This window comes from Dactylosporangium sp. NPDC049742, assembly GCF_040674675.1.
Taxonomy (GTDB): Bacteria; Actinomycetota; Actinomycetes; order Mycobacteriales; family Micromonosporaceae; genus Dactylosporangium; species Dactylosporangium maewongense.
This window is the reverse complement of sequence record NZ_JBFANF010000119.1, coordinates 1-18,608: the sequence shown is the minus strand read 5'-3', so window position 1 is coordinate 18,608 and position 18,608 is coordinate 1. Positions and strand designations below refer to the sequence as shown.

Sequence of the window (18,608 nt, the reverse complement as noted above, 5' to 3'; positions counted from 1 at the left end):
GCCAGGGCGCCCGCGGTGATCGCCTGCTTGTCGAACGGCGTCTTCCAGACGGTGACGTCGTCACCTTCGTCCTCCAGCAGGTTGAACGTGATCAGTGCGTGCCTGATCGGCCCGGCGAGGTCGTCGCCGGACTGGTTCACAAAGCTCGCCGGCAGCTGCACCTTGTCGTTCACCCGGATCACCCCCGCATCGGTGGTGTACCGGCGGGGGTGTTCATCGCCCCGCCGCGGCCGACTCGACGTGCAAGGACCAGCCGACCGGCACCACGACGTTGACCTGATGGTCCCCGCCCAGGCTGACGGTCACGTCGCCGATGTGGAGCGGGCCGTCGTGGTTGTCGTGTGGGTGTTGGTCCGCGGCGAAGGACGCGACCCAGGACAGCGCGGAGTTCCAGTTGATCGCGACCTCGTTGGTGGACCAGGACTGGATGTCGTCCAGGTAGCAGAACTGTGGTTTGGGGTGTTCCGCGGTGGGTGTGTGGAAGAGGACCTTCTTCGCCTTCGGGTCCTCCAGGTTGGGGTTGGGTCCGCCGGCGATCGAGCCCGCTGGCGGCTGGGGCAGCCTGGGGTCGAGCTGGTGGCCGTAGATGCGGCTGTGCTGGTTGTGTGAGTATCGGCTGCCGTAGCCGGTGACGTAGGAGTTGTTGAGCGCGTTGCGGCCGAGGATGAAGTCGAGGCCTACGGGCTTGGCGGAGGTGGCCTTGGGCGCCTTTTTACCGCGCGGAACGACTTGATGCGTTGCGTGGGCTGGCGCTCGGCTGGCTGGACGAGCGTGACCTGCTCGACGCCGCCTGCCGCGCCGCACTGGATCGCAAGGGAGGACGTCCGGCCTCGGCCGAGCGGGTCGTCGTCGCTCTGACCGGGGCGCCCGAGGGTGAGCACGTGCTGCGGCGGGCCTCGCAGATCGCCGCCTCCGTCGATGCTGAGCTGGTCGGGGTACACGTCCGGGAGCCCAGCGGCCTGGCCGAGGCGGAGCCGGCGTGGCTGGCCGGTCAGCGGAGGCTGCTGGGTGAGCTCGGTGGGCGCTATGCGGAGTTGGCCGGCAACGACGTGGCCACCATGGTGCTGGATTTCGCGCGTACGGAGGGTGCTCGCCAGTTGGTGTTGGGAGCGACGCGTCGTTCCCGGTCGCAGGAATTGCTGCACGGCTCAATGATCAACAAGGCTGTCCGGGCCGCCGGTCCGATCGAGGTGCACGTGATCCCGGCCCGCCGGCCTCCGAAGCATGTTGCGCCGGCCAAGCTGGCGTCCCCGCCGCCGCCGCGGCGTGTCGCGCTGCCGACGCAGCGGCGGGTCGCCGCCTGGTGGCTCGCGCTGGTCGCGCCGGCCGTGATCACGCTGGGGTTGTTTCCGCTGCGGTCGTCGCTCGGGTTGGCCGGGGCGTTGCGAGGCGACCGCCGGGAAGACTCGCCTCGAGCAACCCGACGACGCCCCGTACAGCGTAGAGATCGCCGACGGTCGCGTCCTGGCAATGGCCGGCACACGGCTCACCGATGTGAACGCCACGCTGCTGCGCGTGCTCCTCGACCAACTGCGGGTCGCGCGCGAACGTGCCCTCCTGCGCATCGTCGAGAACGAGGAGCGCCCTATAACTGATTGACGCCGACGCCCGCCGGCACCACCTGGAACGGAGCGGCCAACTGGTGGCCGCGCGCACCCAGCAGCGCCGCACGCCGGCCCTCGGCAGCCGCCTGCGCGTCCGCCATCACCGCGTGCGCCGCTAACTCGCGGTGCGCGAAGCCGGTCGCGACCTCCGCACGCAAGGAAACGGCCCGACCCGTGCCCTCCAGCACGCGGCCCTTGCCCGCCGACACCAGCGTTGATGGCGCGCCGTCGTTGCAGGACGTGCTGTCGATGGTGCCGCGTGGCGCGGCGTCCGTGCCGTCGATCGAACGGGTGCTCATCGCCGAGGCACTCGCCGGCGCCTCGCGGATGCGCTCACCTCCGTGCTGGCGCTGGCGCCCCGGATCATGAAACTCATTGAGCACGACGACGGCGAGACGACGGCCACCAGGGGCCGGACATCGTCGTCCACGGCTGGCAGGTCCAGCGCCGGTGACCAGACCCGCAAGTCCGAGGCGAAGTGATCCGGACCGGTCGGTGTATGTAGGCCAGGAGAACCACCAGAGAGACAGGGCGGCGGTCCGGTCGGGATTCCGTCTATTGCTGTTCAGCAGGACTCGCCGGTCGGACCGCCGCTGAGCCCTTCTTCAGCTGGAAGGCGAAAGCGACCTCGGCGGCACCGATGATCAGCGCGGTGATCCCGGTCAGCAGGACCATCGTGCCGAGTGACAGGCCGGGCCACACCAGAAACGCGAGACCGACGAGCAGCGACGCGACGCCCAGCGTGACCAGCCAGGCTCGGACCGTTCCGCGGGCCAGGAACCCGACCACGATCTCCGCGATCCCGCTGAGCAGCCAGGCCAAGCCGATGATGCTGGCCAGGACAACAACACCGGTGGCCACGTTGCGCAGACACGCGACACCACCGACGAGCAGGAGGACGCCCACGACGCCGAGCAGCACCCGGCGGCCGGCTGTCTGGTTATGACCGAACGCCCCCATGAGCCGTAGCGCGCCGGCGACGAGGAGCCAGATGCCGACCAGGGCACCCACCAGGTGCAGTGTGTGCGACGGCCAGACGAGGACGGCGATGCCGAACAGCACCGTGATCAGCCCGAGCCCAAGTACCTGCCAGAACGGCTCGACAGCTGGCTTCGGCGCAGCCCCGGCCGGCGCGGTGCCGGCCGCTGATTGCCGCTTGCCCCTGTGATGCCATGGGAACGTGGTCATCGTGCGCCTCCGTCACCTGTGCGCGGTAGCTTCACTGCCCAGACTCGGCGAGTTGGCAACAGGAAGCCCCACCTGGGTCGGGTGATGGCAGCCCGGGTGCAACCCCGGGCGGCGTCTGACGTCTGCGGGCCGAGGGCGATGACATGCCGGCGCAGCACGCTCTGACGGCGACAGGTGGCGTTGAGCAGAGGGCTTGCCTCCGGCGGTGCGCCATTCAGGGTGGCGGGTGAGCCCAGCCCGGCTGGCGAGGATGATGGGGCGTGCGCGGTGACCGGCGGGGTCGCTGGTCGGCGGCAGAACACTCGACAGTAAGATCATCTGGATAGGTCCCATCTCATGGCATGAGCAGAAGCGCCTGCGCAACCTGTGGATGGGTCCTGCCGCCGCCGTTGTCGTCGCGACCCTCGCGTTGGCGTTCCGGACCCCGTCGGGCGCGATCTTCCTGCAGCGCATACGCCATCACCCAGCCGAGCGACCCACTGTACGTCACCCTGCTCAAGCTGCCGTTGTCGATCCCACGTTCCACAGTTGAGCGGCGGTTCTAGGCACGGACCGCGGTGAAGCCGCAGTTCACCAGCTAACCAGGCGTTGCAGTGGCCGATACGCCTAATGACATCCCGATCTTCGAGCAGCCGCTGGATGACGCCGGCAGACCTCACCAGGCCCGACTCGCGTCGAGGGCCACCCCTTGCGCCGGCACCTGACCGCCGGCACCACCGCCGCTTGCAACTCGTGGTCATCCTCGCAGCGACCGTCCAGGGCCGCGGCGGGCCAGGACCACCCCGCTGAGCCCTGTGGCCACCCATCGCCGCGAGCGACAATGGACGACGTGGAAGGATCAGCACAGCGTCGATCCGGAGCGGTCACCGCGCGGCCGGAAATGTGTCTGGCCGCATCCCAACACTCGCCAGACGGCGCGGCGGCGCCCTGATCGGTTGACCCGGCCACCTGCGAACGGGCCACCGCCGGCCACCGCGCCGTGTCAACCGTGCCCGCACGTCGCGGACCGAACGCGAGCACTGAAGTGGAGCGCGTCAATGACCACCGTTTTCACCGTCCTCGTGATCGTCGTGGTTGTGGCCCTGATCGTCCTGGCCCTCGCGATCCGGGTCGTCAAGCAGTACGAACGAGGTGTGCTGTTCCGCCTCGGCCGGGTCATCGGGTCCCGCGAGCCCGGGCTGCGGCTGCTCATCCCGATCGTCGACCAGTTGCACCGGGTGTCGCTGCGGATCGTCACCATGCCGATCCAGTCCCAGGGCATCATCACCCGCGACAACGTCAGCGTCGACGTGTCCGCGGTCGCCTACTTCCGGGTCGTCGACGCGGTCAAGTCCGTCGTGGCGATCGAGAGCGTCCAGGCAGCGATCAACCAGATCGCCCAAACCACCCTGCGCAAGGTGGTCGGCCAGCACACCTTGGACGAGACCCTGTCCGAGACCGACCGGATCAACGTCGACATCCGCGAGATCCTCGACATCACGACCGCGGAGTGGGGCGTCGAGGTCACCCTCGTCGAGCTCAAGGACATCCAGCTGCCCGACACCATGAAACGCGCGATGGCCAAGCAGGCCGAGGCCGAACGGGAGAAGCGAGCGAAAATCATCAACGCTGAGGGCGAGTCCATGGCCGCCGCCGCGCTCGGCGACGCCTCCGACACCATGATGGCCCACCCACTCGCCCTGCAACTGCGCAACCTGCAGAGCCTCGTCGAGATCGGCGTGGACAAGAACACCACCGTCGTGTTCCCGGCACCGCTCATGAGCACCATCAGCGAACTCGGCAACTTCATGACCCGCGAAGCGGCAGCCGCCGCACCCCGACCCCCGGTGCCCGCAACGCTGACCAGAACCATCCCACCGGACGGCGCCGAGGCCGCGGCAGTCCCGGCCCAGACCGCAGGATCACCACCGGCCCGATGATGACCCTGTACTGACCGCCCGCCTCCCAACTGATGCGCGCCCTTGTCTGTCGTCGCTCATGAAATTCGGCTCTGGCACTCATCCGGTGATCGATGGATGGGATGTCAGGTCCTGGCGAGGATACGTTTGCGGAGCAGGTCGAGGTTGGCGCGGCCGTACATGGTGCGTTTGATGGCTTTGGCTCTGGTCACGGCGCCTTCGACCGCTCCCGAGCTGTAGGGCAGGGTGAGGCCGTTGGTGATGGCGTCCTGGTCGCGGCGCATACCGACGGCGAGGGATCGCAGCGCGGGGAGGTCGTCGCTCTCGATCGTGGTGAGCCAATGCTCCAGTTCGCTGCCTTGCCGTTCGGTCATCATGACGGCGAAGGCGCGCACGTATTCGGTGGTGCGGTCGAGTTCGGGGCAGCGGTCCCGGATCTGCCGGAGGCAGGCGCGGTCGGCATCCTTGAGCCGGTCAGGTCTGGTCATGATCCATCGGGTGACGTGACGAGGCTTGAACGGCCGTGGCCCGGGTTGCGGGACGTGTCGGTGGCCGCGGAATTGGTGCAGGAAGCGGCGAACAGTCAGCATGCCGCCGCGGTAGCCCTGCTCGGCCAGTTCACTGAAGAGGGCGGCGGCGTCGCGACTACCGACCCCGCAGCCCAGACGAACCTGACCCTGTTGATCCGGGTGTGTTACGGTATTCGGGTTGCAGTTTTGGTTTCCGTAGACGTTTTCAGCGCCTGGTGGGTATCTGAACCCATCCAGGCGCTTTTGCATGTCGTGTCTTTCCGACGCGGATGATCGACGCGGCGGCGCGAGAGTCCGCATGGTGCGGTCTCTTATCAGCCTGCGAAGGAGCAGACATGGCTTCCGGTACCGTGAAATGGTTCAACGGCGAAAAGGGCTTCGGCTTCATCAGCCAGGACGGCGGCGGAGCCGACGTCTTCGCCCACTACTCGGCGATCTCGGCGAGTGGTTTCCGCAGCCTGGAGGAGAACCAGCGGGTGGAGTTCGACATCACCCAGGGCCCGAAGGGTCCGCAAGCGGCGAACGTTCGCTCGCTCTGACCTACCCTGTGCCACGGCGACTCGGCTGGTTGAGCGGGTCGCCGCCCGGCGCTGGACCTACCGTCACCACCGATACGGCGCCGACCGGCTCGCCTCGGTCCCTCACCGCCATCAGACGGCGTGCCGCCGCCGTCCACGGCAGCAAGCCGCAGGGACAGCGCACCCGGGCCGTCGAACCGCCTACGCGCCGCGGCCCTACGGCGTCGGCAAGACCGCACCGTTCGCCAGCCGGACACCCGGCCGCGGAACGCCGTCGACCGGATCTCATCCGCGTTGCGGTGCCCATCCGAAATGACAGCCACCGCATTTTCCGAAATTCGAGACGAGATCAGCCTTGACTGCCGCGTTCACTGACCGCACGACACCGTTTCTTGCACCGCCCACCGCCGCCGAGGACACCGTGGAGTATCACGCATCCGACTGCGGCGAGTCAGCGATGCACCGGCTGCGCCACCCGTTTACCGTCGCAGCGGCCATAGTGCCGCGCACCGAACGGAAATGATGGCAGCGACCCCGTGTGCCCCGGGCGCGCCCGCAAGACGTGTCAACTGAGCCGGCCCGAATCGGGTAAGCCTATCGTTCGATGTATCGCCGCCCGGGTCAGACGGCCCACGAATTGACCGGCGCCAGCGCGCCACCCAGACGGCTCGGACATGGCCCGACCGCCTGACGAGCCTTCGAGCGCATGGTTGAGCAAGCCTGCACAGCATCGACCACGGGCCGGTCGACATCCCGGTCGAACGCCGTGGCGACGGTGTCGGAGGTCGACCGTTCAGTGTGGGTACCCCACGGCCGCGCCGCACGGCCTTTCGCCGGCAGGGAATACGGCGTCAATCCGACGCCCTGGTCCAAGCACGTCGAGATCATGCCGCGCTCTTCCTCGCGTTTGAGGACGTTGTACTGGTCCTGCATCGCCGCGAACCTCGTCCACCCGTTGACCACGGCGGCGTACTGCAGTTTCGCGACCTGCCACGCCCACATCGACGACGCGCCGAGATAAACGGACCTTGCCGGCCCGGACCAGGTCGTCGAGGGCCTGCATGGTCACCTCGACCGGCATGTCCGGGTCGAAGCGGTGCAGGTAGTAGACGTCGATGTAGTCGGTGCCCAGCCGGCGCAGCGACGCGTCGACCTGTTCCAGGATGGCCTTGCGGGACAGGCCGCTGCCGCCCGGGCCGTCGTGCATCTTCCCGCTGACCTTCGTGGCCAGCACGATCTCCTCGCGCCGCGAGAACCGACCGATCGCCCGGCCTACCAACTCCTCCGACGTGCCGCCCTGGTAAACGTTCGCGGTGTCCCAGAACGTCACCACGAGCTCGACCGCCTGCCGGAAGAACGCGGCCGCGGCGTCCCCATCCAGCGTCCACCGGTGCAGGCCCGCCCCGGCGGTGCCGAAGCTCATACAGCCCAGACCGATCCGGCTGACCCACAACCCCGTTCCGCCCAGTCGCGTGTACCGCATGCCCAACGCTCCCTCAACCTTGCTCACCCAGCCGAATGGCTGCCCATCGCCCGCTCAAGCGTTCCCCGTCTGCGGTGCTGAGGTCACGAAGCCGGCCCGTCCAGATTCAACCGGCAGGCAGGTCGGCCGCGCGCACCCCAGGACACCGCGCCCCCTACGCTGTCGGTAGGCGTCGAGGGGTGAGGGGTAGCTGGCAGCGATGGCGGAGGCGGTAACGGTCGAGCAGCTCGGTGCGGGTACCCATGCCTGTCTCACCTTCACCGATCCCGACGAGCGCATCGATTTGATCGCCGCGTTCGTCGGTGACGGGCTGGAGCGGGGCGACCGGGTGGTGTGCTTCACCGACGCCATCGCCCCGCACACCCTCGCCGAGGAACTATCGCAGCGATCCGTCGGCTACGGCGAGGCTATCGCCACCGGCCAGCTGCGAGTCACCGACTACACCACGACCTGGCTCAACGGTGGCGCTCCCAGCGCCCGGCGCATGCTGGACGCCCTGACCGAGGAACTCTCCGCCGCCGCAGCCGCCGGGTTCACCGCGCTGCGGGTCACCGCTGACATGGGCTGGGCCACCCGGCCCCACGCCGCCGCCCAGGAACTGCTGCACTTCGAACGGCAGATCGGCGACCTCGCCCCAGCCGGCACCCTGACCACCATCTGCCAGTACGACCGCGACCTGTTCGACGCCGTCACCCTCGCCTTCGCCGCCGAAGTCCACCAACAGACGGTCGCCGCGCAGGTCTACCACGAAGATCCGCTGCTGCGGGTATGCCGGCAGTACCGGCCACCGGGCGTCCGGATCGCCGGCGAACTGGACTACCGCCACCTCGCCGTGCTGCAACAGGCCCTCGCCGAGTCGATCCGCCTCGACCAGCACATCCACCTCGACCTGCGGCGGCTGCACTACCTCGACGGTGCCTGCGCCGCGGCGATCGTCCGCACGGCGACGCAGCTGCCGCCCGACCGCCACATGCTCGTACGGTGCGGCCCGCTCGTCGACAAACTCCTGCGACTGTGCGGTGCGATTGACGTCCGGCAACTACGGGTAACCCCAGCGCCATGACCGGGCCCGAGCAGGAGACCGCCGGCGTCGAGCCAGCACCCCGCACCGACCCGGCACCCACCCTCGACCTTGCGCAGCCGTTCACCGAAAGCGACCTGTACGCGCTGCGCGCCGCCGTCACCGCCCACACCCACGCCGCCGACATCCCGCCACCCACCATCGACAGCCTCATGCTCATCGTCGGTGAACTGGCCAGCAACGTGGTCCAGCACGGCGGCGGCACCGGCCACCTGCGGCTGCGACGCACCGGCAACACCCTGACCTGCCAGGTCAGCGACGACGGCCCCGGCATCGCCGACCCTGAAAACGCCGGACGCGTCCCGGTCCCACCGACCGCACAGGGCGGCCGCGGACTGTGGATCGTGCGGCAACTCAGCATCGACGTCAGCATCCACTGCGACGGCACCGGCACCACCGTCACGGTCACGATGTCCGTCCAGCCCATCCCACAACCTCGCTGACCCAGGATGCATGCGGCGATGCCGACGACCGAGTTGCCGTCGCCGGTGACCCACAGTATGTCGGGCTCGGCCGCTGGTCAGCGGGCCGTCCTCGGTCACGGCGAGCACCGAGAGGCATCCGGATCGATACAGCGTTTACCGGCGCGCCGGGTGGCGATGACGCGCTGCGGCCGTCCATCCCCGCCCTGTGACCGCAGGCCGATGACCGAAGGTCCTGTTCAGAGTCGACAATGTTGGTCTTCCGCGGGCACGCCGGTGGCCCGATGCACCGTCGAGCGGCTCATGCGCCAGCTGGGCCTACGCGGCGTCGTGCGGGGCAAGACCCGCCGTACCACCATCGCCGACCAGCACGCCGCCAGGCCCCCGGACCTGGCGCAGCGCCGATTCAGCGGGGACCGGCCTTCGCAACCCGAGTGGCGGGCGGCCCTCCTGCAGCTTCGCCGTGCCCCGCGGCAGCCGAGCCTGATGCCCGATGGCCGGGAAGGGCCGCGTTGTCGGATCGCGACGTCATTTCACCAGGTTCGGCCGGGCCCGATGCGTTGGATGCGACGCCGGGCAGTCGACCGGATCATCGGGCGTCAGCGGAGGGTGCCGCGTAGCAGGGAGTGTCCGGAGTGGGCGGCGTTGCCGTCGTGGGGTTCGGCGGAGATGTCGATGATGCTGTAGTGCTCGAGGTTGAGGCCGGTGGGGACGGGGAGGTCCTGGTCGCTGCCGTCGACGAGGACGCCGAGGGCTTCCATGCGCAGGGTGGGGCCGTTGAGGCTGGTGGCGTCGAGCAGCCAGGCCTCGTAGTCGCCGCCGGTCTGGGTGGGCATGCCCTGGGCGTGGATGTGTAGCCGGCGCTGGCCGTCGACGGTGCGCAGGCAGGCTGAGCCGGTGACGCCGGGCAGTGCTTCGAGCCGGATCTGGGTGACGCCGGCGCACGGGACGGCTTGTGGGGCTGGCGCGGGGCGGTCGGTGGCGACGAGGGTGGCGAAGACCGCGAGTGCGGCGGCGACGCCGGCGATGAGGGCGGTCATCGCCCAGCCGGGGCCGCGGCGACGGGCCCGGCGGGCCGCGACCTCGTCAGCGGCACGCGCGGTGGGGCTGCGACGGGCTGGGGGCGGGTCGGTGTGCAGGGTGACGGCCGGTGGAGCCGATCCGCGGCCGGTTGCGGCGAGTTCGGCCTCGATGCGGTCCCACACCCGCTGCGGCGGCATCGGCAGGTCGCGCAGGGTCTGCATGTGCCGGCCCTCACGGGCGACGTGGCGTAGCTGGTCGAGGTCGGTGCGGCACTGGGGGCAGTGGTCGAGGTGGTCGGTCTCACCGGCCGGGCCACGGTCGGCGCTGCCGGTGTCCGGTTCGGCCGGGGTCACCGTTGGTGCCACCATCGCACAGCCACCTCCAGACGGTAACGCCATGAACAGCGAGGTCATGCCGGTTCTGCCGGGCGTCACGCCGCCGGCTGGGCGGTGATGACGACGTTGTCGCGGTAGTGCCGGGTGCTCGCGTCGAACGGGCCCCCGCATGTGATGAGGGTGAGCCGCACAGCGCCGTCGCGGGCGAAGTACCGCTCGAGCGGGATCTTCGCCTTCGGGTACACCTCCCGGGCGGTGACGGTGAACCGCCGGGTACTGCCGTCGGCACCGGCCAGCGTGATCGGGTCGCCCGGGCCGAGATCGCGCAGGTGGAAGAAGGCCCCGCGGCCCTGCTCGGCGCTGTCGACGTGGCCGGCGATCACGATCGACCCCGCGGTGGCGTTGGCCCCGGGGCCCCACTTGTACCAGCCGACGACGTCGACACTGGGCGGGACGGCGAATTCGCCGGTCTTGCCGTCGACACCGACCGCGTCGACCTTGGCGTCGAGGTTCAGCCGGTCGATCTTCAGGCCGGTCGGGGGCACGGCGGCCGCCGGTGCCGCCGGTGCGGCGCTCGCCTCCGGCGCGGGCGAGGTGGCTGCGGTGGGAGGCGTGCCGGTCGGGGGTGGTGGCTGTTCGGCGCAGGCGGTGACCGTCGCCGCCAGCATCGTGACGATGCCGGCGGCGACGGCGGCCCAGGCCGCGGCCCGGGATCGACGCATCAGGCCCGGACCCGGGACTTCCGCAGCGCGAGACCACCGGCCAGGGCGACCATCAGGCCGAGGGCGCCGGCGAGATGCACCCAGGCGGCCGGGCCCTGGTCGGCCGCGCCGCCGCTGCCGGAGGGGACGCCGCCGGGGGTGCCGTGCAGGCCGGTGATGCTCTGCGCGACGACGCCGAGGGTCTTGCCTTCGGCGGAGCCGACCGCGTAGACGATCGTCGAGGTGCCCTCGGCCAGGTTGAGGTCGGCGGCGGGGATCGCCACGGTGCTCGTCCCGGCCAGCACGACGTCGGCGCTCACCGTCCCGGCCGCGACGTCGGCCTTGGCCTCGTTCGGGTTGGTGAGGTTCTTGAACACCGGCTGTCCGCCCGCCCGGACGTCGACGGCCGGGGCCGCCGCCGTGTGCCGCACGACGAGGCGGGCCTTGCCGGGGGCCAGCTTGGCGGTGTCGTTGACGAACGGCGTCAGGGTCGGCTTGCCGTCGGCCGTCAGGTGCGCCACCAGGCTGATGTTCGCGTCGGCGGGCACGGCCGCCTGGTCGACCTTGACGACCGGGCTGGTGACCGGGTCGCCGGGCTTGACGATGACGATGTCGTACTTGCCGGCCGGCAGGTCCAGCGGCCCGGCGACCTTCGACGGCTGGAAGTTGTCGAGGGTCTTCTTGCCGTTGACGTACACGTCGACCGGCTGGCCCGGGATCCCGTGCACCACCGACACCTTGCTCGGCCCGGCCGCGTGCGCCGGCGACGCGACCAGCAGCGTGGCCGCGGCGACGGCACCCAGCGCCCCGGCTCCGGCGGCGACGCGGCGCAACGTCAGACGAATGCTCATGGTGAAGCCCTTCCACTTTTCCGGACACGCGAGCGGCTTGCTCTGTCGCCATGTCCTTCGCGCGCCGCAGGGCGCTGCGGATGCGAACGGTGGAACTTGCCACGAAACGCATCCAGCCGAGGGCAGCGATACGAACTGACTTCGATACGGGCCGAACCGCTTCGTCCACCCTCGTGTCGGGGAGTCGGGGCCAGCGCTCCTGGGCGCGGGGCAGCGTCGATCCTGTCCGGGATGCCCGTGGGTCGCTACGGCCGGCCCGGCCTCCACTGTGTGGCGGCAGCGGGCATCTGGGGTCCGGCCGAGGTGGTGGGACAGCCGGGTTGCACCGCAGTTGCCGCCCGGTCGCCATCCGGCGGGCGAGCAGCCTGGTGGCGGACACCGACCGGACGGTTCGTGTCGGGTGGTCGGGCAGTTCCACGTCGTGGCCGGTGACGGTGCCGCCGTACCCGGTCACGGTCGGAGTCCTGGACGAGACCTTCCAAGGATGGAGCTCATACCGTGACCACACTGCCGGGCCTGCGCGCCGCCGTGGCCGCAGCGCTCGAAATACCGGGCGCGTTCGCCGGCACCGCCACCGCGGTCGTCGCCCCGCCAGGCACCGCGGCGTCGGTAACCACGCTGGCCCAGGTGCGTTCCAGCATCGGCGCGGACACCGGCGCGGCTGCCGCCCTGACCGGCTCAGGGGTCGGCGTCGCACTCATCGACACCGGTGTCGCACCCGTACCGGGACTGCCCGCCTCCAGGATCGTGAACGGGCCGGACCTGTCATTCGAGTCGCAGGCGGCGAACCTGCGCTACCTCGACACGTACGGGCACGGCACCCACATGGCCGGCATCATCGTCGGCAACGACACCACGTCCGGTGCGAAGGGCATCGCCCCGGACGTCAAGCTCACCTCGATCAAGATCGGCACCGCCACCGGGGCGGTCGACGTGTCACAGATGATCGCCGCGATCGACTGGGTGGTGCAGCACCGCGCCGACGACCCGGCCAACCCGATCCGCGTGCTCAACCTGTCCTACGGCTCCGCCCGTCGGTCAGCGGGCCGCGTGCTCCGTGCGGGCGGGCGCTCCCACGTCGTGCAGGTACCGCAGGGCCTGCCGGTAGGACGTGACGAGGCTGGTCTGCTCGTACGGCACACCGATGTCGGCGCAGTACGCCTCCACGATGGGCTGGGCCCGGCGGAGGCTCGGGGTCGGCATGCCCGGGAAGAGGTGGTGCTCGATCTGGTAGTTGAGGCCGCCGAGCGCCGCGTCGGTCAGCCGGCTGCCACGCACGTTGCGCGAGGTGAGCACCTGCTTGCGGAGGAAGTCCTCGTCGCCGGAGGGGTGCGGCATGCCCTTGTGGTTCGGCGCGAACGTCATGCCCAGATACACGCCGAACAGCGCCTGGTGCACGAGGAGGAAGGCGACGGCCTGCAGCGGGGACAGGACGGTCAGCAGCGCCGTGAGGTAGGCCGCCGCGTGCAGTACGAGCAGCGCGATCTCCAGCCGGCGGCGCTTCATCCCGCTGCGGCGCAGGGCCTTGACGCTGGACACCTTCAGGTCGATCGCGAGCAGCGTGAGCAACGGGAAGAACAGGCCGGCCTGGTGCCGGGTGATGAAACCGGCCAGTCCGCGCCGGCCGACGGCCGATTCGGTCGCCCAGATGAGCACCTCGGGAGCGACGTCCGGGTCGAGGTCGTCGTGGTTGGGGTTGTTGTGGTGGCGGGTGTGCTTGTCCATCCACCAGCCGTAGCTCATGCCGACCGCCAGGTTGCCGGCCAGCAGCCCGGCGAGCTCGCTGGGCCGCTTGGTGCGGAACACCTGGCGATGCGCCAGGTCATGGGCCAGGAGGGCGACCTGGGTGAACGTGACCGCGAGGACGGCGGCGGTCACCAGCTGCCACCACGACGAGCCGATCAGCACGAACGCGGTCCACCCGCCGAGCAGCATCAGCGTGACGACGCCCATCCGGGCGGCGTAGTAGGCGGGCCGGCGTTGCATGAGTCCCGCCTGATTGATTCGCCGGGCCAGAACGGCGAAGTCGCTGCCGGACGGCGCCCGCGGCGTCATCGTGATCGTCATATGTCCAGTACACCTGGCGCTGGCAGCTTCGTCAGGAGCGCCAGGTTCCCCGGCACGGGGGTGGTAGCACCCCCCGTCACCACCGCTGGGCCGCACCCGCGACTGGCAGAATGGAAACGTGAGCGGGACCGGCGGACCGATGGGTCGATGGGCCGGCCAGGGCATGCGCGGCGTCCTGTCCGCACTGGCGGCCGTCGGCCTGGCGTTCACCAACCTGCCGCTGCTGCTCATCTCCGTGGTCGCGCTGGCGCTCAGCCCGGTGCCGTTCCTCGGCCTGGCGCTCACCCCCTGGGTGATGAGCCTGGTGCGGATGCGCGCGGACCTGGAGCGCCGGCGCGCGTCGCGGACCGGTGTGCTGGTGCGACGCCCCTACCACCCGGCGCCCGAGCGGGCGCTGCCCGGCGGCTGGCAACGCTTCCGGTGGACGGTGACGGACCCGGCCACCTGGCGTGACCTCGCCTGGCTGGTGCCGGGGGCTCTGGTCGGCTTCGGACTCGGGGCCGCCGGTGTACTCGTGCCGCTCTACGGGATCGCCGGTCTGACGCTGACGCCGCTGTGGATCTGGCTCGGCACCGGCTGGTACGGCTACGGCGTGATCTGGTCCGTCGAGTCAGCGGGCGCCGGCCTGCTGTGCCTGCCGCAGGGCGCGGCCATCCTGGCCACCGGCCTGTCGGTGGCGCCCTGGCTGCGCCGGGTCGACGCCCATTTCGCGCACCTGTTCCTCGCGCCGACGAAGAACGCCGAGCTCCGGCTGCGCATCACCCAGCTGACGGTGACCCGGGCCGACACGGTCGACGCCCAGGCGGCGGAGCTGCGCCGCATCGAGCGGGACCTGCACGACGGCGTCCAGGCGCGACTGGTCTCGCTGAGCATGGTGATCGGCCTTGCCGACGAGCTGCTCGACCGCAACCCCGCCGGCGCTCGCAAGCTGCTCGTCGAGGCCCGCGAGTCCAGCGGCGCGGCGCTGGTCGAGCTGCGCCATCTCGTCCGCGGCATCCATCCGCCCGTCCTGGCCGAGCGGGGCCTGGCCGGGGCCGTCCGCGCGCTCGCGATCGGGCTGCCGGTGGACATCTCGGTCGAGGTCGACCTGCCGGGGCGCCCGGCCACGCCGGTGGAGTCCGCGGCGTACTTCGCCGTCGCAGAGACGCTGACCAATCTGGTCCGGCACAGCCACGCCCGGCACGGATCAGTGGTCATGGGATACGCGGGCGGGGCGCTGAACATCGTGGTCACCGACGACGGTGTCGGAGGCGCCGACCCGGCGGGCGGCTCGGGGCTGCGCGGCATCGAACGCCGTCTCGCCGCGTTCGACGGCACCGTAACGTTGTCGAGCCCGCCGTCGGGGCCCACCGTCATCACCATGGAGCTGCCGTGCGCGTTGTCATTGCCGAAGACCATGCCCTCCTCCGGGACGGGCTGACGCGGCTGCTGCAGGCGTTCGACTTCGACGTCGTCGCGTCCGTCGACAACGGGCCGGCCCTGCTGCCCGCGCTCGTCGAGCACCGGCCCGACGTCGCCGTCATCGACGTGCGGTTGCCGCCGACGTTCACCGACGAAGGGCTGCAGGCGGCGATCTCGGCGCGGAGCCGGATACCGGGACTGCCGACGCTGATGCTGTCCCAGCACGTGGAGCCCCTCTACGCGCGCGAACTGCTGGCCACGCCGCACGGCGGCGTCGGCTATCTGCTCAAGGACCGGGTGTCCAACATCGGGGAGTTCATCGACGCCGTGCACCGCGTCGCCGGCGGTGGCACGGCCATGGATCCGGAAGTGATCGCTCAGCTGCTCGCCCGCCGGGAGCCGCTCGCGGTACTCACCGCGCGGGAGCTCGGCGTGCTCGGCGAGATGGCCGAGGGCCGCTCCAACTCCGCGATCGCGGCCAAGCTGGGTATCACCGAGAAGGCCGTGAGCAAGCACATCAACAGCCTGCTGGCCAAGCTGGACCTGCCGCCGTCCGATGACGACAACCGCCGGGTCCGCGCCGTGCTCACCTACCTCAACGCCTGAGCCGCTCGGCGGTGGATCCGGTCACCGAGCGCGTGCCGCGCATGTCGTCACCTCGCGCGCCGTCAGGAAGATGAGGGCCTGAACGGTGCACGACGCTGACGGGGCGGTGTTCCGGACGTTCTTCCGGGACGAAGGGACGCACATCATAGGGTCTGCGCGCGAACTGGCGTAGGGTTTGCTGCGCGGCCCGTGGTGATGCGGCCGCATGTGGCCGGGGCGACTACTCCTTCTCGCCTGCACCCGCCGTGTTCTGCGGCGTTGGTCCGGAGGTCTCAACCCGATGCAGGTCATGCAGTTCAAGCCCAGGCCCGATCGCCGCCACGACTCGACAGGTCCAGCGGCCGACGGCGCGGCACTGGGCGATGCGACGATCCATCCGATCGGCGCCCAGGCCGTCATTCACGCGCTCCTCGCCGCGGCCAACGCGGCCGGGTTCGCTCCGTCGATTCTCGACTCCCAGCCGTGGCGGTGGCGGCTGACCGGCAATACCTTGTCCCTGTACTACGACCGCACCTGCGTCGACGACGACGTCGACGCGGACGGACGCTTGGCGATCATCAGCTGCGGGGCGGCCCTGCACCATGCGCGGATCGCGCTGGTGGCGGCCGGCTGGCGACTCAAGATCAACCGCCGGCCGGACCGGGCCGACCCGGACCGGCTCGCGTCGCTGCGGCTCGAGGAGCGCTCGCCGGCGGAACCGGCCGAGGCGCCGCTCGTGGACAGCATGCCCCTGCGCCGCACCGACCGGACCCCCGTCACCGGCGCGCCGATCGCGGCCGCGCAGCTCAGGGCCGTTTCGTTCGCGGTGCGGGCGGAGGAGACGTCGCTGCACGTGCTCTACCCCGACGAGGTGCTCGAGCTTGCCCGGGTCGCCTCCGGTGGCCGCCCCGTTCCGGTCGGATCGACAGACCGCGCGACCGGCGTGGGCCCGACCGGCCTCACCGACGGCACCGGCGCGACCTTCGTCCTGCTGTACGGCCACACCGACGAGCCGGAGGACTGGCTACGCGCGGGTGAGGCACTGTCCGCCGGCTGGCTGACCGCGACCGCCGCCGGCGTCTCCGTCCTGCCGCTGAGCGCGGCCGTCGAGGTGGTTGCCACACGGCAGGCGGTCCAGATGATGATCGGCTGCGTGGGCTACCCGTACCTGCTGCTGCGCCTCGGCCGGGCCGGTATGCCACCGCCGGGGCCGCGCCGTGCACCGGCCGCCCAGATCATCGATCGGCGCTGACGCTGTGCGGCGCGGCGTATGGTCGCTGTCACAGCCGCTCCGGACCCCGGTGGTATCGATACCTCGTCCATCGCGGGAGTGCTCATGATCGGCGGTCAGGTCGGTCCGATCTCCGTCGCGGCGACCTGTTACAGGCTCGTCCGGAAGATCGCCGACGGCGACCGGGCCGCGCTTGCCGGGTTGTACCGCCTGATGGTGCACGAGATCCTCGCTCACGTTCGTCCCGGACTGGACGGCGTGGCCGCGGTGCGCGTCACGCGGGCGGTCTTCGTCGAGGTGTGGCTGCTGGCGCCGGTGTCGCAGCGGTGGCACGCGGACGCGCGGGCATGGCTCTTCGCGATCGCTGACCGGCGCGCCGGCGAGCAGGCGCGGGCGGCGAGCCCCCGGATGGCGCCGGTCGCGGTCTACGACCAGCACCTCAGCTCGGAGCTCAACGACTTGCTGCGGCAGCCGGACGGTTGCCGCCCGGCGGCCGCCGGACCGCAGTGACGTCTGCCGGTTCTGCGGTCGCCGCCTGCTGCGCTGACGGCGCGTCCTACCCGGCGTGCGGCCGCGCCGTGCCGGCGTTGCGCGCGGCCCGCAGGCGGGACCGGGTGACCTCCGCTTCGGCCTCCGCCCGGTCCGCCCAGATGCCGTGCTCGGCGTCGATGGCCTTGCCCGGCTCGAGGTCCTCGTAAATCTCGAAGAAGTGCTGGATCTCCAGCTTGTGGAACGGATCCAGGTCCGGGAGGTCCTGGAGGTAGGTCAGGCGTGGATCGGCGGTGGGGACGCAGAGCACCTTCGGGTCCGGGCCCTTGTCGTCGCGCATCCGGAACAAGCCGAACGCCCGGCAGCGGATCTGGCAGCCGGGGAACGTCGCCTCGCGCGTCAGCACGAGCGCGTCGAGCGGGTCGGCGTCCTCGCCGAGAGTGTCCTCGATGAAGCCGTAGTCCTCTGGATACTGGGTCGCGGTGAACAGGGTGCGGTCCAGCCGGATTCGGCCGGTGCGCCGGTCCATCTCGTACTTGTTGCGGGTCCCCTTCGGACTCTCGACCGTCACGTCGAACTCCACGCGTGCCACGCTCCCCAGCCGTCGTCGGATTGCGGTGGCGCCTACCGGGGCGCGGCGTGGGCCTTGCCGGTCATGCCCGCCACGTCGAGGGCGAGGAGGTCGAGCAGTCCCGCGTTTCGGGCTGTGTCGATGTCTTCGGGCAGGGACCTGTCGACCCAGGCGGCACGATCATGTTGACCTCGGCTGCGGAGTGCGGCGAGCACGCTGGACTTTGCGATGATCATGGCTGCCTTCGCGGTGCGGATGTACCGGCAGTGGCCCGAGACCGGGCGACGCGGCCAACGGTACGCCTGATCGGCGACGGGCGCCGCGCTGCCGGCCGGGCTTGTGATCCGGGCCGATGAGTGCTGCACTGGACTTAGCACTCGTAACATGCGAGTGCTAAGCCGAATGGGATGCGACTCCGGGGCGACGCAGCCCGTGCCGTGGCCATCGCAGGTCGGTCCGAACAGTGCCGGACATCCGGCGCGATACGTGAAGGACGACACAGATGGCAAAACTGATCGCGTTCGGGGAAGACGCCCGCCGCGGCCTCGAGCGGGGCATGAACACCCTCGCCGACGCCGTCAAGGTGACGCTGGGCCCCAAGGGCCGCAACGTCGTCCTCGAGAAGAAGTG

The 18,608-nt window shown here is 70.5% G+C and carries 19 protein-coding genes and 5 pseudogenes; 12 read left to right on the top strand and 12 right to left on the bottom strand.

All coding sequences use genetic code 11. The features are described from left to right. Positions 1-213: 213 nt before the first annotated feature. Positions 214-675: pseudogene (locus AB0J72_RS57470) on the bottom strand (glycoside hydrolase family 9 protein); the annotation flags it as partial. 62 nt (positions 676-737) lie between these two features. Here AB0J72_RS57470 and AB0J72_RS57465 point away from each other — a divergent pair. Continuing rightward, positions 738-1,166 (top strand): annotated as a pseudogene (locus AB0J72_RS57465) (universal stress protein); the annotation flags it as partial. 304 nt (positions 1,167-1,470) lie between these two features. After that, on the top strand, positions 1,471-1,599 hold the full coding sequence (locus tag AB0J72_RS57460; RefSeq protein ID WP_363417269.1) for a hypothetical protein: 129 nt from the start codon (positions 1,471-1,473) through the stop codon (positions 1,597-1,599). Here the strand turns inward: AB0J72_RS57460 and AB0J72_RS57455 are convergent. Then, the gene (locus AB0J72_RS57455) at positions 1,586-1,987 is read right to left on the bottom strand and encodes a hypothetical protein (RefSeq protein ID WP_363417263.1); all 402 of its coding nucleotides are present in this window, start codon (positions 1,985-1,987) and stop codon (positions 1,586-1,588) included. The two genes, AB0J72_RS57460 and AB0J72_RS57455, sit on opposite strands and share 14 nt — an antisense overlap. Positions 1,988-2,159: 172 nt before the next feature. After that, positions 2,160-2,792, bottom strand: coding sequence for a DUF308 domain-containing protein (locus tag AB0J72_RS57450; protein WP_363417260.1), 633 nt, complete (start codon positions 2,790-2,792; stop codon positions 2,160-2,162). 1,037 nt (positions 2,793-3,829) lie between these two features. Here AB0J72_RS57450 and AB0J72_RS57445 point away from each other — a divergent pair. Beyond that, the gene (locus AB0J72_RS57445; protein ID WP_363417257.1) at positions 3,830-4,711 is read left to right on the top strand and encodes a slipin family protein; all 882 of its coding nucleotides are present in this window, start codon (positions 3,830-3,832) and stop codon (positions 4,709-4,711) included. A gap of 104 nt (positions 4,712-4,815) precedes the next feature. Here AB0J72_RS57445 and AB0J72_RS57440 read toward each other — a convergent pair whose 3' ends face one another. Further along, on the bottom strand, positions 4,816-5,469 hold the full coding sequence (locus AB0J72_RS57440; protein ID WP_363417254.1) for a transposase: 654 nt from the start codon (positions 5,467-5,469) through the stop codon (positions 4,816-4,818). Positions 5,470-5,555: 86 nt separating this feature from the next. Between AB0J72_RS57440 and AB0J72_RS57435 the strand changes: the two genes are divergently transcribed. Next, on the top strand, positions 5,556-5,759 hold the full coding sequence (locus AB0J72_RS57435; protein WP_363417251.1) for a cold-shock protein: 204 nt from the start codon (positions 5,556-5,558) through the stop codon (positions 5,757-5,759). Positions 5,760-6,359: 600 nt separating this feature from the next. Here the strand turns inward: AB0J72_RS57435 and AB0J72_RS57430 are convergent. Both AB0J72_RS57430 and AB0J72_RS57425 read right to left on the bottom strand, forming a co-directional pair. Beyond that, positions 6,360-6,740, bottom strand: coding sequence for an aldo/keto reductase (locus tag AB0J72_RS57430; protein WP_363417248.1), 381 nt, complete (start codon positions 6,738-6,740; stop codon positions 6,360-6,362). A 79-nt stretch (positions 6,741-6,819) separates the two neighbouring features. Beyond that, positions 6,820-7,161 (bottom strand): annotated as a pseudogene (locus tag AB0J72_RS57425) (aldo/keto reductase); the annotation flags it as partial. Positions 7,162-7,420: 259 nt separating this feature from the next. Between AB0J72_RS57425 and AB0J72_RS57420 the strand changes: the two are divergent. From AB0J72_RS57420 to AB0J72_RS57410, 3 genes and pseudogenes are all read left to right on the top strand, one after another. Then, complete coding sequence (locus AB0J72_RS57420; RefSeq protein WP_363417245.1) at positions 7,421-8,284, top strand: MEDS domain-containing protein; 864 nt, start codon at positions 7,421-7,423, stop codon at positions 8,282-8,284. Further along, positions 8,281-8,745 carry an ATP-binding protein gene (locus tag AB0J72_RS57415; protein WP_363417242.1) on the top strand — a complete coding sequence of 155 codons (465 nt, stop codon included), beginning with the start codon at positions 8,281-8,283 and terminating at the stop codon, positions 8,743-8,745. The genes AB0J72_RS57420 and AB0J72_RS57415 overlap by 4 nt, the downstream gene beginning before the upstream one ends. Before the next feature lie 255 nt (positions 8,746-9,000). Further along, positions 9,001-9,132, top strand: a pseudogene (locus tag AB0J72_RS57410) (IS3 family transposase); the annotation flags it as partial. Positions 9,133-9,323: 191 nt separating this feature from the next. Here the strand turns inward: AB0J72_RS57410 and AB0J72_RS57405 are convergent. The 3 genes from AB0J72_RS57405 to AB0J72_RS57395 all read right to left on the bottom strand — a co-directional run bounded on the left by AB0J72_RS57405 (position 9,324) and on the right by AB0J72_RS57395 (position 11,628). Further along, positions 9,324-10,115, bottom strand: a complete 792-nt coding sequence (locus tag AB0J72_RS57405; protein ID WP_363417239.1) for an anti-sigma factor — start codon at positions 10,113-10,115, stop codon at positions 9,324-9,326. A 62-nt stretch (positions 10,116-10,177) separates the two neighbouring features. Further along, positions 10,178-10,804, bottom strand: coding sequence for a class F sortase (locus AB0J72_RS57400; RefSeq protein ID WP_363417237.1), 627 nt, complete (start codon positions 10,802-10,804; stop codon positions 10,178-10,180). After that, positions 10,804-11,628, bottom strand: coding sequence for a DUF4397 domain-containing protein (locus AB0J72_RS57395; protein WP_363417266.1), 825 nt, complete (start codon positions 11,626-11,628; stop codon positions 10,804-10,806). Before AB0J72_RS57395 ends, AB0J72_RS57400 begins: the two co-directional genes overlap by 1 nt. Before the next feature lie 504 nt (positions 11,629-12,132). Between AB0J72_RS57395 and AB0J72_RS57390 the strand changes: the two are divergent. Next, a pseudogene (locus AB0J72_RS57390) lies at positions 12,133-12,621 on the top strand (S8 family serine peptidase); the annotation flags it as partial. Between the two features lie 51 nt (positions 12,622-12,672). Here the strand turns inward: AB0J72_RS57390 and AB0J72_RS57385 are convergent. Further along, complete coding sequence (locus tag AB0J72_RS57385) at positions 12,673-13,701, bottom strand: acyl-CoA desaturase (RefSeq protein ID WP_363417234.1); 1,029 nt, start codon at positions 13,699-13,701, stop codon at positions 12,673-12,675. 118 nt (positions 13,702-13,819) lie between these two features. Between AB0J72_RS57385 and AB0J72_RS57380 the strand changes: the two genes are divergently transcribed. The 4 genes from AB0J72_RS57380 to AB0J72_RS57365 all read left to right on the top strand — a co-directional run bounded on the left by AB0J72_RS57380 (position 13,820) and on the right by AB0J72_RS57365 (position 17,428). Beyond that, entirely contained in the window at positions 13,820-15,121 is a 1,302-nt protein-coding gene (locus AB0J72_RS57380; protein ID WP_363417231.1) for a sensor domain-containing protein, read from the top strand. Then, positions 15,073-15,708, top strand: coding sequence for a response regulator transcription factor (locus AB0J72_RS57375; protein WP_360570206.1), 636 nt, complete (start codon positions 15,073-15,075; stop codon positions 15,706-15,708). The genes AB0J72_RS57380 and AB0J72_RS57375 overlap by 49 nt, the downstream gene beginning before the upstream one ends. A 280-nt stretch (positions 15,709-15,988) precedes the next feature. Beyond that, a complete protein-coding gene (locus AB0J72_RS57370; RefSeq protein ID WP_363417228.1) occupies positions 15,989-16,939 on the top strand; it encodes a nitroreductase in 951 nt (316 codons plus the stop codon). An 84-nt stretch (positions 16,940-17,023) separates the two neighbouring features. Then, positions 17,024-17,428 carry a hypothetical protein gene (locus AB0J72_RS57365; protein ID WP_363417225.1) on the top strand — a complete coding sequence of 135 codons (405 nt, stop codon included), beginning with the start codon at positions 17,024-17,026 and terminating at the stop codon, positions 17,426-17,428. 46 nt (positions 17,429-17,474) lie between these two features. On the opposite strand, the gene AB0J72_RS57360 is transcribed toward AB0J72_RS57365, so the two are convergent. Together AB0J72_RS57360 and AB0J72_RS57355 are read right to left on the bottom strand one after the other, a co-directional pair. Further along, on the bottom strand, positions 17,475-17,990 hold the full coding sequence (locus AB0J72_RS57360; RefSeq protein ID WP_363417222.1) for an inorganic diphosphatase: 516 nt from the start codon (positions 17,988-17,990) through the stop codon (positions 17,475-17,477). Between the two features lie 41 nt (positions 17,991-18,031). Continuing rightward, positions 18,032-18,214: a hypothetical protein gene (locus AB0J72_RS57355; RefSeq protein WP_363417219.1), complete on the bottom strand. Its 183-nt coding sequence runs from the start codon at positions 18,212-18,214 to the stop codon at positions 18,032-18,034. Positions 18,215-18,608: the final 394 nt, after the last annotated feature.